General features: G+C 73.2%; 13 protein-coding genes and 1 riboswitch. Of the genes, 9 read left to right on the top strand and 4 right to left on the bottom strand.

Going from position 1 to position 15,236, the window contains the following annotated elements; translation table 11 throughout:
- Positions 1-32: 32 nt before the first annotated feature.
- The 6 genes from ACIBO1_RS13530 (at position 33) to ACIBO1_RS13505 (ending at position 6,885) form a co-directional block, all read left to right on the top strand.
- On the top strand, positions 33-1,262 hold the full coding sequence (locus ACIBO1_RS13530) for a winged helix-turn-helix domain-containing protein (RefSeq protein ID WP_396745255.1): 1,230 nt from the start codon (positions 33-35) through the stop codon (positions 1,260-1,262).
- Positions 1,259-1,951, top strand: a complete 693-nt coding sequence (locus ACIBO1_RS13525; protein ID WP_396745252.1) for a DUF2752 domain-containing protein — start codon at positions 1,259-1,261, stop codon at positions 1,949-1,951. Before ACIBO1_RS13530 ends, ACIBO1_RS13525 begins: the two co-directional genes overlap by 4 nt.
- Positions 1,952-2,133: 182 nt before the next feature.
- Positions 2,134-2,877, top strand: coding sequence for an FAD-dependent thymidylate synthase (gene thyX / locus ACIBO1_RS13520; protein WP_396691897.1), 744 nt, complete (start codon positions 2,134-2,136; stop codon positions 2,875-2,877).
- A gap of 81 nt (positions 2,878-2,958) precedes the next feature.
- Positions 2,959-3,885 carry a 4-hydroxy-tetrahydrodipicolinate synthase gene (gene dapA / locus ACIBO1_RS13515; protein ID WP_396745249.1) on the top strand — a complete coding sequence of 309 codons (927 nt, stop codon included), beginning with the start codon at positions 2,959-2,961 and terminating at the stop codon, positions 3,883-3,885.
- A gap of 52 nt (positions 3,886-3,937) precedes the next feature.
- Entirely contained in the window at positions 3,938-5,629 is a 1,692-nt protein-coding gene (locus tag ACIBO1_RS13510) for a ribonuclease J (protein WP_350693796.1), read from the top strand.
- A gap of 71 nt (positions 5,630-5,700) precedes the next feature.
- Complete coding sequence (locus ACIBO1_RS13505) at positions 5,701-6,885, top strand: S1 family peptidase (RefSeq protein WP_396745245.1); 1,185 nt, start codon at positions 5,701-5,703, stop codon at positions 6,883-6,885.
- A 57-nt stretch (positions 6,886-6,942) separates the two neighbouring features.
- Here the strand turns inward: ACIBO1_RS13505 and ACIBO1_RS13500 are convergent, their stop codons facing one another.
- A complete protein-coding gene (locus tag ACIBO1_RS13500) occupies positions 6,943-8,652 on the bottom strand; it encodes a YbjN domain-containing protein (RefSeq protein WP_396745242.1) in 1,710 nt (569 codons plus the stop codon).
- The gene (locus ACIBO1_RS13495; protein ID WP_396745239.1) at positions 8,649-9,116 is read right to left on the bottom strand and encodes a YbjN domain-containing protein; all 468 of its coding nucleotides are present in this window, start codon (positions 9,114-9,116) and stop codon (positions 8,649-8,651) included. Before ACIBO1_RS13495 ends, ACIBO1_RS13500 begins: the two co-directional genes overlap by 4 nt.
- Positions 9,117-9,229: 113 nt before the next feature.
- On the opposite strand from ACIBO1_RS13495, the gene ACIBO1_RS13490 reads away from it, so the two are divergent.
- Positions 9,230-11,683: a DNA translocase FtsK 4TM domain-containing protein gene (locus tag ACIBO1_RS13490; protein ID WP_396745236.1), complete on the top strand. Its 2,454-nt coding sequence runs from the start codon at positions 9,230-9,232 to the stop codon at positions 11,681-11,683.
- A gap of 72 nt (positions 11,684-11,755) precedes the next feature.
- On the opposite strand, the gene ACIBO1_RS13485 is transcribed toward ACIBO1_RS13490, so the two are convergent.
- The gene (locus tag ACIBO1_RS13485) at positions 11,756-11,995 is read right to left on the bottom strand and encodes a hypothetical protein (RefSeq protein ID WP_396745233.1); all 240 of its coding nucleotides are present in this window, start codon (positions 11,993-11,995) and stop codon (positions 11,756-11,758) included.
- An 81-nt stretch (positions 11,996-12,076) separates the two neighbouring features.
- Positions 12,077-12,391 (bottom strand): SMR family transporter, encoded by a 315-nt coding sequence (locus ACIBO1_RS13480; protein WP_350693802.1) that lies wholly within the window; start codon positions 12,389-12,391, stop codon positions 12,077-12,079.
- 60 nt (positions 12,392-12,451) lie between these two features.
- Positions 12,452-12,517: riboswitch (guanidine-III (ykkC-III) riboswitch) on the bottom strand.
- Between the two features lie 93 nt (positions 12,518-12,610).
- Between ACIBO1_RS13480 and ACIBO1_RS13475 the strand changes: the two genes are divergently transcribed.
- Both ACIBO1_RS13475 and rimO read left to right on the top strand, forming a co-directional pair.
- Positions 12,611-13,534 carry an ornithine cyclodeaminase family protein gene (locus tag ACIBO1_RS13475; protein WP_396745230.1) on the top strand — a complete coding sequence of 308 codons (924 nt, stop codon included), beginning with the start codon at positions 12,611-12,613 and terminating at the stop codon, positions 13,532-13,534.
- 135 nt (positions 13,535-13,669) lie between these two features.
- On the top strand, positions 13,670-15,205 hold the full coding sequence (gene rimO, locus ACIBO1_RS13470; RefSeq protein WP_396745227.1) for a 30S ribosomal protein S12 methylthiotransferase RimO: 1,536 nt from the start codon (positions 13,670-13,672) through the stop codon (positions 15,203-15,205).
- The last annotated feature ends 31 nt before the right edge of the window (positions 15,206-15,236 follow it).

Raw genomic sequence — 15,236 nt, 5'->3', positions numbered from 1 at the left:
GGTGTCGTACGGGTGACGTAGCCTGCGCTGCGATGGTCGCACCGGAATCGCTCTCGCTCGCCCAGGCCCGCCGCGTGGCGCTGGCCGCACAGGGCTTCGCCGACCCGTCGCCCACCGGGGCGCCCACCCGCCGCCACCTGCGTCGGGTGCTCGACCGGGTCGGGCTGATCCAGATGGACTCGGTCAACGTGCTGCAACGCGCGCACTACCTGCCGCTCTACAGCCGGCTCGGGCCGTACCCGACCACGTTGCTGGACACCGCCGCCTACCGCCGCCCACGTGACCTCTTCGAGTACTGGGGACACGAGGCGTCCCTGGTGCCGGTCGGCCTGCACCCGGCGCTGCGCTGGCGGATGGCACGGGCACACACCGACGCCTGGGGCGGGATGCGCCGTATCGCCCAGGAGCAGCCCGCCCTGGTGGCCTGGGTACGCGACGAGGTGGCCGCACGCGGCCCGCTGACCGTGGCCGAGATCGAGCACGACGCGCCCCGGGAGACCGGCAACTGGGGGTGGAACTGGTCGGCGGTCAAGCAGGCGTTGGAATACCTCTTCTGGGCCGGTGAGGTGTGCGCGGCGGACCGCACCACCTCCTTCGCCCGCCGCTACGACCTGCCCGAACGGGTGCTCCCCGCCGAGGTGCTCAACGCGCCCACGCCGACCGACGCCGAGGCGTACCGCACGCTCGTCGGCATCGCCGCCCGCGCGCTCGGCGTGGCCGCGGAGGTCGAGCTGCGCGACTATTTCCGGCTGCCGGTGGCCGGCGCCCGGCAGGCCGTCGCCGAGCTGGTCGAGGCCGGGGAGCTGCGTCCGGTGACGGTGCCGGGCTGGCGGCAGCCGGCCTGGCTGCACGCGCAGGCCCGGCTGCCCCGCTGGGTGCGCGGCAACACCCTGGTCAGCCCCTTCGACCCGCTGATCTGGGAACGCGCCCGCACCGAGCGGCTGTTCGGCTTCACCTACCGCATCGAGATCTATGTGCCGGCACCCCAGCGGGTGTACGGCTACTACGTGCTGCCGTTCCGCCAGGGGGAGCGGTTCACCGCCCGCGTCGACCTCAAGGCCGACCGTAAGGCCGGGGTGCTGCTGGTGCCGGCGGCCTGGGTCGAGCCGGGCGTCGACCCGGGGGAGACCGCCGTCGCCCTCGCCGCCGAGCTGTACCGGCTCGCCGGCTGGCTCGGCCTGGACGCGGTCGCCCCGCCGTCCGCCGGTGACCTGGCCGCACCGCTGGCCGCCGCGTTGCGGAGCGTGGCGGGTGTACGGTGAGCAACGTGACGAGCGTTGACCGACCGGGCGCCCAGCCACCTCTGCCCGCCCCCGATCCCCACGCGCCCGCCACCCCGGCCCACCCCGATCCGGCCACCGTCGCGGGCGAACCGGGATCGGTCGCCACCTCGCCCGGGCCCGCCGGCCACCCCGGCGCACACCCGGCTGGTTATCCGGCGGCCGGTTACCCGGAGGGCTATCCCGGCGGCTATCCGGCGGGCTACTACCCGCCGATCGCCGAGCCCGACCGCCTCACCCGCTTCGTGACGCGCCTGCACGCGCGCACCCCACGCTGGGTGGTGCCGCTGGCCGCCGTCGGGTGTGTCGCCGCCGGCATGGGCTACGCGTTGCTCAGCGATCCCACCCGCTCCGCGCCGGACGCGATCCCCAGTTGCCTGCTCAAACTCACCACCGGGCTGGACTGTCCCGGCTGCGGCGGTACCCGCGCACTCTGGTACGTCCTGCACGCCGACCTGCCGGCCGCCGCGCGGCACCACTTCCTCTTCGTCTTCGCGCTGCCCTTCCTGGCGTACTTCTTCGTCGCCTGGGCCGGCAAGCAGGCGTTCGGCTGGCGACTGCCCGAGTTGCGCGTCGGCCCGAAGCTGGTCGGCGGCTTCCTCGCCGCCTGGCTGGCCTTCACAGTGATCCGAAACCTCCCCTGGGCCCCCTTCACCGCCCTCTACGTCTAACCCCACCCCTCTGAAGTAGTTGATCAAGAGCTTTGCGCCCTCCGGCCACCTCGTTCGTGACCAAAACCTCTTGATCAACGCGGCGGCGGGGGTGTGGGGAGGGCGGTGGGGGTGGGTTTGGCGCGGTGGGGGTGGTTGGGGGTGGTTGGGTGGGGCCAACTACAGTCGCAGGAATGCCGGAGATGGTGCAGCCCCAGGTCAAGCTGATCGCGTGGACCCACTTCGACCCGCCGGAGGACGTGCCGTGGTCGACTGACGCGGACGGGGGACAGGCGCTCGCGGAGTTCGCCGGACGGGCCTGCTACCAGAGCTGGAAGAAGCCGAATCCGGCGACCGCCACCAACGCCGGCTACCTCGCGCACATCCTGGAGGTCGGGCACCTCTCGGTGCTGGAGCACGGGTCGGTCAGCTTCTACTTCAGCGGGGTCTCCCGGTCGTTCACGCACGAGCTGATCCGGCACCGGCACTTCTCGTACTCGCAGTTGTCCCAGCGGTACGTGCCGGAGCGGGACGCGGCGATGGTGGAGCCGAGGGTGATCGCCGAGGACCCGGAGCTGCACAAGCGGTTCGTCGAGGCGGCCGAGGCGAGTGTGCGGGCGTACAACGAGTTGTTGGCAGGGCTGGAGCAGCACTTCGCCGACGAGCCCAACCCGACGTTGCGGCGCAAGCAGGCCCGGCAGGCGGCGCGGGCGGTGCTGCCGAACGCCACCGAGACGCGGATCGTGGTGACCGGCAACTACCGCGCCTGGCGGCACTTCATCGGCATGCGGGCCACCGAGCACGCCGACGTGGAGATCCGTGAGCTGGCGGTGGAGTGCCTGCGGCAGTTGCAGCGGGTGGCGCCGAACGTCTTCGCTGATTTCGTCGTCTCGACTCTCGCCGATGGCACCGAGGTGGCGGCGAGCCCGCACATCGCGGCATCCTGAGCGGGAGAGCCCTTCCGCTCACCGAGGGGTCCTGAGGCCTTCCCCGGCGGCCGACCGCCGGCCGTCCGCTAGGTTGTCACCATGACGCACGACCACCTTGACACACCGGTCCGGGCGGCCTCCCGCCCCTTCGGACGAGTGCTCACCGCGATGGTGACCCCGTTCACCGCCGACGGTGCGCTCGACCTCGACGGCGCCGCGCGGCTCGCGGAGCACCTCGTCACGGAGCAGGGCAACGACGCGCTGGTGGTCAACGGCACCACCGGCGAGTCGCCGACCACCACGGACGCGGAGAAGGAACGCCTGATCCGGACCGTGGTGGAGACCGTCGGTGAGCGGGCCCGGGTGGTGGCGGGGGTCGGCACCAACGACACCCGGCACACCGTCGAGCTGGCCGCCGCCGCGGAGAAGGCCGGTGCGCACGGGCTGCTGGTGGTGACCCCGTACTACAACAAGCCGCCGCAGGCCGGGTTGCTGCGTCACTTCACCGAGGTGGCCGACTCCAGTGGCCTGCCGGTGATGGTCTACGACATCCCGCACCGCGCCGGGGTGCCGATCGAGACCGAGACGTTGGTCCGGCTCGCCGAGCACGGCCGCATCGTCGCGGTCAAGGACGCCAAGAACGACATCACCGCGACGAGCTGGGTGACCAGCCGTACGGACCTGGCGTTCTACAGCGGCGACGACGCCAGCACGCTGCCCGCGCTCGCGGTCGGCTGCGTCGGCGTGGTCGGCACCTCGACGCACTTCACCGGGGCCGACACCAAGCGCATGATCGAGGCGTACGACGCGGGGGACACCGCGACCGCGCTCGCCCTGCACCGTCGGCTGCTGCCGCTGTTCACCGGGATCTTCCGCACCCAGGGCACGATCCTGGTCAAGGCGGGTCTGAACGCGTCGAAGCTGCCCGCGGGGCCGGTCCGGTCGCCGCTCGTGGAAGCCACCGAAGACGAGTTCGCCCAGCTCCGCGCCGACTGCGCGGCGGCCGGGCTACCGCTGCCCGAATGATCAAACGACACGACGGACGCCGGGTGACGGCGTCGCAGAATGAGGTGAACGCGTGACCGAGGCGCACAACGAGGAGGCCCAACTTCCCCCGCCGCTGCCGGAGGGCGGACTGCGGATAACCCCGCTCGGCGGGCTCGGCGCCATCGGCCGGAACATGACCGTCTTCGAGTACGACGGCAAGCTGCTGGTCGTCGACTGCGGCGTGCTCTTCCCCGACGTGGAGCAGCCCGGTGTCGACCTGATCCTGCCGGACTTCGGTCCCATCCTCGACCGGCTCGACGACATCCAGGCGATCGTGCTGACCCACGGGCACGAGGACCACATCGGCGCGGTGCCGTACCTGCTCGCCCACAAGCCGGACATCCCGCTGGTGGGTTCCCAGTTCACCCTCGCGCTGGTCGAGGCGAAGCTGGCGGAGCGGCGGATCCAGCCGTACACGTTGACGGTGCGCGAGGGCGGCCGGGAGCGGCTCGGTCCGTTCGAGTGCGAGTTCTTCGCCGTCAACCACTCGATCCCGGACGCGCTGGCGGTGGCCATCCGTACGCCCGCGGGCCTGGTGCTGCACACCGGCGACTTCAAGATGGACCAGCTTCCGCTGGACGGCCGGATCACCGACCTGGCCGGGTTCGCCCGGCTCGGCGCCGAGGGCGTGGACCTGCTGCTGTCGGACTCCACCAACGCGGAGATCCCCGGCTTCGTCACCCCGGAGCGGGAGATCGGCCCGGTTCTCGACTCGATCTTCGCCAAGGCGCGCGGCCGGATCATCGTCGCCTCGTTCGCCTCGCACGTGCACCGGGTGCAGCAGGTCTTCGACTCGGCGCTGGAGCACGGCCGCAAGGTCGCGCTGATCGGCCGGTCCATGGTCCGCAACATGGGCATCGCCCGCGACCTGGGGCTGCTCAACATCCCGGCCGGCCTGGTGGTCGGTCTGGACGAGGCCACGTCGATGCCGCCCGAGCAGATCGTGCTGATGTCCACCGGGTCGCAGGGCGAGCCGATGAGCGCCCTGGGCCGGATGGCCAGCGGTGACCACCGGCACATCACCATCGCCCCGGGCGACACCGTGGTGCTGGCCTCGTCGCTGGTGCCGGGCAACGAGACCTCGGTCTACCGGGTGATCAACCGACTGGCCCGGGCGGGTGCCGTGGTGGTGCACAAGGACGTGGCCAAGGTGCACGTCTCCGGCCACGCGCCCGCCGGTGAGCTGCTCTATCTGCTCAACGTGGTGCGGCCCAGCAACCTGATGCCGGTGCACGGGGAGTGGCGGCACCTGCGGGCGCACGCCCGGCTCGGCATCGAGTCCGGCGTGGCGGCCGACCGGGTGGTGCTCTGCGAGGACGGCGACGTGGTCGACCTGGTGGAGGGCCGGGCCAGTCTGGTCGGTCGGGTCAAGAGCCGGTACGTCTACGTCGACGGCCTGGCCGTCGGTGACGTCAGCGAGTCGCTGCTCACCGAGCGTCGCATCCTAGGTGACGGTGGGTTCATCGCCGCGACGGTGGTGGTGGACTCGGTGACCGGCAAGGTGGTCGCCGGGCCGACCGTGTCCGCCAAGGGTTTCTCCGAGGACCAGCAGGCGTTCAACGCGGTGATCCCGTTGGTGACCGAGGCCCTGAACAGGGCCGCCGCGGACGGCATCACCGACCCGCACCAGCTCCAGCAGATCGTCCGTCGCACCGTGGGTCGGTGGGTCAACGACGCCTACCGTCGTCGGCCGATGATCGTGCCCACTGTCGTCGAAGTCTGAACCGTTCGGTCCATCCGCCCGTACTCCGATCCGGCAGGCGTGCCCCGCGCCGGCCGGGAGGAGCATGGCGGATGGACCGCAGACGATTGACAGCCATCGGTGTCGTGGTGGCGGCGCTGGGCGCGGCGGCGGCGGTGGCCCTGCCGTCCTTCGCCGGTGACGGCAGCGCGCCGAGCGCCGCGCCGACCGGTCAGGCCGTGGAGGGCGCCGACGCGGAGGTGGTCGAGGCCATGCGTCGCGACCTGGGGCTGGACCAGGCGCAGGTCGCGGCGCGGCTGAAGACCGAACGCTGGGCGAGCGGGGTCGTCGACCAGCTCCGGTCGGACCTCGGCGGGGACTACGCCGGTAGCTGGCTGAGCGCCGACGGCGGCCAGCTCAACGTCGCGGTCGCCGACGAGGCACAGGCGCAGCGGGTACGCGCCACCGGCGCGGTGCCGAAGGTCGTGGAGCGCGGCGTCGGGCAGCTCGACGCGATCAAGACCCGGATGGACCGGACCGCCGGGCGGGCCGAGAACGTCTCCGGCTGGTACGTCGATGTCGCCACCAACAGCGTGGTGGTGCTCGCCGCTCCGGGTGCCGAAGCGGCCGGCTGGCGGTTCGTGGCCCGTGCCGGCGTACCCCGCCAGGCGGTCCGGATGGCCACCGAGGAGCAGCCGCGCCTCTTCGCCGACGTCCGTGGCGGCGAGCCCTTCTTCGTCGGCGCCGGCCGCTGTTCGGTCGGTTTCGCGGTGGTCGGCGGCTACGTGACCGCCGGACACTGCGGCCGGGTCGGTGCCCGGACCTCCGGCGCGGACGGCGAGTTGCAGGGCGTGTTCCGGGCCTCGTCCTTCCCCGGCGACGACTGGGCCTTCGTGCAGGTCAACCAGAACACCCGGGTGCTGCCCGAGGTGACCGACTTCCGGGGCGGCATCGCCCGGGTCGCCGGTTCGCAGGAGGTGCCGGCCGGATCGTCGATCTGCCGGTCCGGCTCCACCACCGGGGTGCGCTGCGGCACCGTCCAGGCGCGCAACGCCACCGTCCGCTACCCGGAGGGTCTGGTCAGCGGACTGGTCCGGACGAACGTCTGCGCCGAGCCCGGTGACTCGGGCGGTTCGTGGATCTCCGGCAACCAGGCGCAGGGCGTCACCTCCGGCGGCTCGGGCGACTGCGTGCGCGGTGGCACGACGTTCTACCAGCCGGTCAACGAGATCCTGCAACGCAACAACCTGACGCTGCTCACCACGCAGAACTTCGCCACGTTGGGCAGTCGACGCTGATCTCCTCCTTCGGCCCGGTCGGACGCGTCACGTCCGGCCGGGCCGTCGCATCTCCGCTCAGGGCAGGGCGGCGACCGCCTCCGCGTACGCGACCCCGGTGCGGACCGCCGCGTCGACCAGCACCGTGACCTGTGCCGGGGCGACCCCGTACGCCAGGTCGGTGGTCACCTCGCCGGCCAGCACCAGTTCACCCTCGCCCGGATCGTGCACGTACGCGCTGGGCAGCAGCCGGTCGCGGTTCCACCCGTTGCAGAACGCGTACGCCTCGGCGCGCCGGGCGGCCGGCAACCGCCGACCGGCGACCACCCGGGCGTGCAGGATCTCCCCACGTTCCCCGGCCCGCCGGAACTGGATCACCGCGTCGCCCCAGCGCCCGAGCACGGTGCCGGTCGGGTCCAGGGCGTACCCGTCACCCCTCCGGTCCAGCGCCTCGGTGATCATCCGTACGGTCAGCGCGCCGATCTCGTCCACCGCCGGACCGGCTCCGCCGCCCGTCAGGACCGTTCCGGCCTCGGCCCCGGTCCCGTCGTCGGTGGACCCGGCCGGCGTGGCGTCGCCGGGCCACGGCTCGTCGTCCGGCTCGATCCCGTCCTCGGCGGGCAGCGGCACCGGCTCGGCCAGTGGGCGTTCGGACAGCCAGGCGGCGATCCGGCCGGACTGGTGCCCGGTGCCGTTGCGGGCGTCGAAGCTGCCGGCCAGGGCGGTGGCGACGGCGAGCAGCTCGGCGCCGAGCGCGCTCACCGTGACCTGCGCCGCCGGCCGTCCCCGGTAGGCCGGTCGGCGTACCGGGTGGTCGCCGTCGGCGGCGGCGCGGACGCAGACCAGCGCACCGGCGGCGGTGAACTCCATCACCGACCGGTCGTCGTGCGGCTGGTCCAGCCGGGGCAGCTGCTCGACCAGGATCGCCAGCCCGCGTCCGAGGTGCCCGCCGAGGGCACAGAAGCGCAGGTGGGTGGCGAGGTGACCGAACCCGTCGGGCTCGACCCGGTGCCGCCGGTACGCGCGCACGTGAGCGCGGGCGGCTCGGTGCGTCTCACCGGCCCGCAACCAGGGCAGCAGTGCCCCGGTCAGGGCCGCTTCCGGCTGGGCGGTGCAGCCGCCCGGACCGTCCAGGACGGACGCGACGGCGGCGAGCGCCTCGGTCCAGTCGCCCCAGCCGGCGAGCAGGTCGGCCTGGCGTACCGGCAGGCAGTCGGGGCAGCCGGCGGCCGGGTCGGCGGACGCGGCCTGCCACCGGCGCAGCCAGTGCCGGGCGGCGGGCTCGTCACCGAGGTGGTCGGCGATCCGGCAGCGCACCTGCGCCACCACCGCGTCCGCGTCGTCCCCGCCCGCCGCCAGCACCCCGGGGTCCGTGCGGATGTCGAGCAGGTGGGCGGCCTGGTCCAGGCCGATGCGGGGGGTGCCGAGCAGGGCTTCGGCGGCGTACCGGCGGTAGCGGCGCAGCGTCTCGTCGTCGGGGCCGCCGGGGAGCGGCCGGGCGCGGGCGGCGGCGTCGAGGCAGCGTCGGACGGGCTCGAACAGCCGCCACCGCTCGCCGCCGCGCAGGTGCGTCTCGACCAGTTCGGACCAGGCGGCCCGGGCGGTGGCGGTGTCACCGGCGGCCTCGGCGAGGGCGGCGACGCGTTCCAGTTCGGCGATCCGCGCCTCGCCGTCCGGCCTGTCCCTGGCGTCGTGCAGCGCGTCGGCGGGCCGTTCGCCGGGGATCGGCACGGTGGTGGTGCGGCTGCGCTGGCGGCCCCGCCCGGGACCGGTCGGCCAGCCGGTCACGACCGCTCCGACCCGACGAGTCGGCCGACCTCGGCGGCCAGCCGGCGACCGGTGGAGATGCCCCGGTCGAGCAGCCGGTCGAGCTGGTGCGGGGTGACGCCGCGTTCCAGGTCGGTGATCACCTCGCCGCAGACCCGGGCCCGGCCAGCGTCGTCGACGTGCACGAACGCCTTGGGCCAGAACAGGTCGTGGTTCCAGGTGTTGCAGAACTCGTGCAGCCGGGGCACCTGGTCGACGCCGAACGCGGGCGTGGCGACGGTACGTACCTGGAGGATCTCGCCGTCGTCCCCGGCGCGCAGGAACCAGATGTGGCCCTCGGCCCACCGGCCGACCAGCGCGGCCCCGTCGGCGGTGACGGGATGCCCTCGGCGCGCCAGCACGGCCGAGACGAGGTCGTGCGTCAACGGCCGCAGCGCCGACGGATGGCCGGCCAACGGCCCGTCCTCGAACTCCGGCGACGCCATCGGGCACCCTTCCCTGGGGCGAATATCACGGCATGCGGCGGTGGCCGCGCTGCGACACGCGGACGCGACCAGTAAGACCGGCGTATCCCGGGGCCCGCCGTTACGGTGATGCTATGGCGGGCCGTACCTCTCAGGCGAGCCGCCGACGCGGCGCGTCGCCGCGCGGTGGCACGAACAACAGTCGTGCCCGCCAACCGGCGAAGAAGACCCGGGCGCCGGTCCGGCGTCGCACCACGGCCCGGGGACCGGGCCCGGCGGCGTACGTCGGCCGGGCGGTCCGTGCGGTGTGGATGGGCCTGGCGCACAGCGTCGGATGGGCGGTACGCGCCACCGGCCGGCAGGCCGCCTCCGCCGCCGACATCGATCCGGAGCACCGCCGCGACGGCGCCGGGCTGCTGGTGATCGGTTTCGCCCTGCTCACCGCCGGTGCACTGTGGTTCTCCGGGGCCGGTCCGCTGGGCGCCCAGCTCGCCGACACGATCCGGCTGTTCCTCGGCGCCATCTCCATCGTGGTGCCGGTCCTGCTCGGCATCGGCGCGTGGCGGCTGATGCGGCAACCCGGCGACCCCGAGCACCGGGGACGCGGCCTGATCGGCTGGGGCTCCATGCTGGTCGCCACCGCCGCGATGCTGCACATCGGTCAGCAGCCGGCCGATCCGACCGAACGGGACTTCGCCGGTGGTCTGATCGGCGCGGGCGTGGGCAGTCTGCTGGAGCGCGCGGTCACCGCCTGGGTGGCCGTGCCGCTGCTGCTCCTGCTGCTGGTGTTCGGGTTGCTGGTGGTGACCGCGACGCCGATCAACAAGGTGCCCGAACGGCTCGGCCTGCTGGCTGGGACCGTGATCGGCCGCACCGACGAGGAGACCGAGGCCGAGACGCCCGCCACGCCGCCGAAACGACGGCCGGCGAAGCGGACGCCACCGCCGATCGACCCGGACGACTTCGAGGACCTGGACGGGGTGGACCTTCAGGAGACCGTGGTGCTGCCACGCAAGGCGCCGTCCCGGGTGCCGGCCAGCCGCAAGCCGGCCGAGCCGCCGGAGCACTCGCCCGCGCCGACCCGGGCCGAGCAGCTCGCGTTGACCGGGATGGCCGGGGACTACACGCTGCCCCCGGCGAACATGCTGAGCAACGGTGCCGCACCGAAGAGCCGTAGCAAGGCCAACGACGAGGTGATCGCGGCGCTGACCGGCGTCTTCGACCAGTTCGACGTGGACGCGGCGGTGACCGGCTTCACCCGGGGCCCGACGGTGACCCGGTACGAGGTCGAGCTGGGCCACGGCGTCAAGGTCGAGCGGATCACCCAGCTCTCCCGCAACATCGCGTACGCGGTGAAGTCGCCGGACGTCCGCATCCTCAGCCCGATCCCGGGCAAGAGCGCGGTCGGCGTGGAGATCCCGAACACCGACCCGGAGAACGTGGCGCTCGGCGACGTGCTGCGGTCGCGGGCGGCCACCAGCGACCACCACCCGATGGTGGTGGCCCTCGGCAAGGACATCGAGGGTGGATTCGTGGTGGCCAACCTGGCCAAGATGCCGCACATCCTGATCGCCGGTGCCACCGGCGCGGGCAAGTCGAGCTGCCTCAACACCCTGCTCATGTCCATCCTGACCCGGGCCACGCCGGACGAGGTGCGGCTGCTGCTGATCGACCCGAAGCGGGTCGAGCTGACCGGCTACGAGGGCATCCCGCACCTGGTCACCCCGATCGTGACCAACGCGAAGAAGGCCGCCGACTCGCTGGAGTGGGTGGTCCGCGAGATGGACATGCGCTACGACGACCTGGCGGCCAACGGGGTCCGGCACATCGACGACTTCAACCGCAAGGTCCGCAGCGGCGAGATCAAGGCGCCGCCGGGCAGCGAGCGGGAGATGCGCCCGTACCCGTACCTGCTGGTGATCGTGGACGAGCTGGCCGACCTGATGATGGTCGCGCCGCGCGACGTGGAGGACTCGATCGTCCGGATCACGCAGCTCGCCCGGGCCGCCGGCATCCACCTGGTGCTCGCCACCCAACGCCCCTCGGTCGACGTGGTGACCGGCCTGATCAAGGCCAACGTGCCGTCCCGCCTGGCGTTCGCCACCTCGTCGCTGGCCGACTCCCGGGTCATCCTGGACCAGCCGGGTGCGGAGAAGCTGCTCGGGCGTGGCGACGGCCTTTTCCTGCCGATGGGCGCCTCGAAGCCGGTGCGGATCCAGGGCGCCTGGGTCACCGAGCGCGAGATCGTCGACGTGGTGAAGTTCTGCAAGGACCAGCGTGAGCCGGAGTTCCGCTCGGACGTGCTGACCGCCGCCCAGGAGAGCAAGAAGAAGATCGACGAGGACATCGGCGACGACCTGGACCTGCTGGTGCAGGCGGTCGAGCTGGTGGTCACCTCGCAGTTCGGCTCGACCTCGATGCTCCAGCGCAAGCTGCGGGTCGGGTTCGCCAAGGCGGGTCGCCTGATGGACCTGATGGAGACGCGGGGTGTGGTCGGACCCTCCGAGGGTTCCAAGGCCCGCGACGTGCTGATCAAGCCGGACGAGCTGGAAGAGGTCCTGGAGGGACTGCGGGGCGCCGAGGGCTGACCGCCCGCCGGAACGCACGAAGATCGAGGGCCCGCCGGATGTCCGGCGGGCCCTCGATCGCGGTTGCGCTGGTCACATCAGGGCTGCCGCGAGGATCATGTTGAGCAGGATCGCGGCCACGCCCGCCCCGGCGGCGTACCAGCCGAGCGGCTTGTCGCCCTGCACCGCGCCGGCGACCCCGAGTCCGACGGCGACCAGGCCGAACAGCAGCGGGAACAGGAACAGCGCGAGACCGGCGAAGACGAAGCCAGCGATCGTGCAGATGCGGGCGGCGTTGGTGCGCGGGCGGGTGCCGGCGTGCATGTTGGCCATGATCTCCTCCGGTGGTCAACTCGTCGTTGATCGGCCAGTACCCATGCCGGGGTGCCGTCCAAACAGCACGCCGGCCACGGATCAGTGATAGACCTTGAGCCCGACCACACCGGCGACGACGAGCAGCAGGCAGAGCAGCCGGGGCACGCTGGCCGACTCGCCCAACGCGAGCATGCCGACCAGGGCGGTACCGGTCGCGCCGATGCCGACCCAGATCGCGTAGCCGGTGCCGACCGGGATCTCGCGCAGCGCGTACGCCAGTCCGGCCATGCTGAGCACCAGCGTGACCGCGAAGATCGCGGAGGGGACGGGGCGGGTGAAACCGGCGCTGCGGTCCAGGGCGATCGCCCACGCCGTTTCGAGAAGTCCGGAGATCACCAGTGCGATCCAGGCCATCGGGTCACCTCTTCAGGGCCGCCCGGGCCACCGGGGCGCCGGGACGAGTCGGGTCCATCACGCGGGGCGTCTTGGCTCACCGGGTACGCCCACGACTCGTCCGGGACGGCCACGCGGGCCGTCGGGACCGACCGTAGCACCGGACGCGGTGGACGGCGCGGGTGAGAACGCTCACCGGGGGTGGACCTCAAGGTGACTTCAACTTGCATGATGGCGGGCATGACGGTCCTCATCTGCGACCCGGAGGTCGCCGCCGCGCTGGACGCCGCGACCACCGTGGACGCGATGCGCCACGCCCTGCTCGCCGCGTACGAGGGACGACTGGTGGCCCCGCCCCGGGCCGCCGCGCCGCTGGGCGGGGGCCGGATGGTGCTGACCGCCGGGCACCTGCGCGACGAGTGGTACGGCTACCGGTCGTACGACACCTTCGGGCACCCGGGCGCCGAGCAGGTGGTGGTGCTGCACGACGGGCGTACCGGGGTGGTGCGGGCGGTGGCGGTGGGGGAGGAGTTGGGCTCGCGGCGGACCGGTGCGATAGGTGGGGTCGCGGTGGACGCGCTGGCCCGCCCGGACGCCGCCACGCTGGGCGTGATCGGTGCCGGCCGGATGGCCTGGACCCAGGTGTGGGCCGCCGCCGCGGTACGACCGCTGCGCGAGGTGACCGTGCACAGCCGCTCGGCGGCCCGCCGGGAGGCGTTCGCCGCCCGGGTCCGCGCCGAACTCGGCGTTCCGGCCCGCGCGGTGGACACCGTGCGCGGGGCCACCCGGGACCGGGACGTGGTGGTGCTGGCCACCACGTCCGCCACGCCGGTGCTGACCGCCGCCGACGTCTCCCCGGGTACGCACGTCAACGCGGTCGGCTTCAAGCAGTGCGACCGGGCCGAGTTCGGCACCGACCTGCTGGACGCCGCCGCCGTGCTGGCCAGCGACTCCCCGGAGCAGGCCGGCGCGTACGTCCCGCCGATGCTCGCCGCCCAGCCGCCGTACGCCGGCCGCCTGCGCGACCTGGGCGCGGTGCTGGCCGGCACGGCACCCGGCCGCACCGACGCGGACCAGATCTCGGTCTTCTGCTCGGTCGGCCTGGCCGGCACCGAGGTGTTCCTGCTCGACCGCCTGGTCTCGGTGCTCGCCCCGGCTGCCTGACATCCGGCCCTGCGATGCCCGGTCGGTCGGCGCGCACCCTGCCCGGTCGGCCCGAGCCCGCCCGGCCCGTCCGTGTCCGGTGGGGCGGGAGCCGGCCGGGCTGTCGGTCGGGGGCCGGTGGCCCGGTACCCTCGGATGGTGTCTGCCACCTCTCCTGTCGACGACTCCCAGGCGGTGCGTCCGGCGTCGCACCGCGACCCGGAGCAGCCCGCCGACGGCCGCCGGGTCGCCCTGCTGACCCTGGGCTGTGCCCGTAACGAGGTCGACTCGGAGGAGTTGGCTGCCCGCCTGCACGCCGACGGCTGGCAGGTGACCACCGACGGCGAGGGCGCCGACGTGGTGGTGGTCAACACCTGCGGCTTCGTGGAGAAGGCCAAGCAGGACTCGATCCAGACGCTGCTGGCCGCCGCCGACACCGGGGCCAAGGTGGTCGCGGCCGGCTGCATGGCCGAGCGGTACGGCCGGGAGCTGGCCGACAGCCTCCCCGAGGCGCAGGCGGTGCTCAGCTTCGACGACTACCCGGACATCGCGGCCCGGTTGGACGCGGTCGTCGCCGGGCGGGAGTTCGCCGCGCACACCCCCCGCGACCGGCGGGAACTGCTGCCGCTGACCCCGGTCGCCCGGCGGGACAGCGCGGTGTCGCTGCCCGGCCACGGCACGGTGGCCGAGGTGGACGAGCACACGCCCGCGCACCTGCGTCCGGTGCTGCGTCGCCGCCTGGACAGCGGCCCGGTGGCCTCGCTCAAGCTGGCCAGCGGCTGCGACCGGCGCTGCACGTTCTGCGCGATCCCGGCGTTCCGGGGCGCGTTCGTCTCGCGTACGCCGGACGAGCTGCTCGCCGAGGCGGAGTGGCTGGCCAAGAGCGGTGTCCGCGAGCTGGTACTGGTCAGCGAGAACTCCACGTCGTACGGCAAGGACCTGGGCGACCCCCGCGCGCTGGAGAAGCTGCTGCCGCAGCTCGCGGTGATCGACGGCATCGTCCGGGTCCGCGTCAGCTATCTCCAGCCGGCCGAGACCCGGCCCGGTCTGGTCGAGGCGATCGCCACCACGCCCGGCGTGGCGCCCTACTTCGACCTGTCGTTCCAGCACTCCAGCGAGCCGGTGCTGCGCCGGATGCGGCGTTTCGGCTCCACCGACCGCTTCCTGGAACTGCTGGCCTCGGCACGGGCCCTGGCCCCGGAGGCCGGAGCCCGGAGCAACTTCATCGTCGGCTTCCCCGGTGAGACCCGCGCCGACTACGACGAGCTGGTCCGCTTCCTCACCGAGGCCCGGCTCGACGCGATCGGGGTGTTCGACTACAGCGACGAGGACGGCACCGAGGCCGCCGGACTGCCCGGCAAGGTCTCCGCCGCCACCATCAAGCGGCGGTACGACAAGCTCAGCGCCCTCGCCGACGAGCTGTGCTCGCAGCGGGCCGAGGACCGTCGCGGCGCCACGGTCGAGGTGCTGGTCGACTCGGTCGACGGCGGCGTGGTCGAGGGGCGGGCCGCACACCAGGCTCCCGAGGTGGACGGCTCGACCACCCTTGTCGCCCCGGACGGCGGCGGGGTCGACCTGGCCGCGCTGCGCCCCGGTGACCTGGTCCGGGCCACCGTCACCGACACCGAGGGCGTCGACCTGGTCGCCGTACCCGATGAGATGATCTCGGCGGCGCCCGGCGCGACACGGTGACCGCCGACCAGGACGAAGCGGGAGACCGACC

The sequence above is a fragment of the Micromonospora sp. NPDC049903 genome (assembly GCF_044460945.1).
In the GTDB taxonomy this organism is placed as follows: Bacteria; Actinomycetota; Actinomycetes; order Mycobacteriales; family Micromonosporaceae; genus Micromonospora.
The sequence above is the reverse complement of the archived record's forward strand: the minus strand, read 5'-3'. Positions and strand labels throughout refer to the sequence as shown.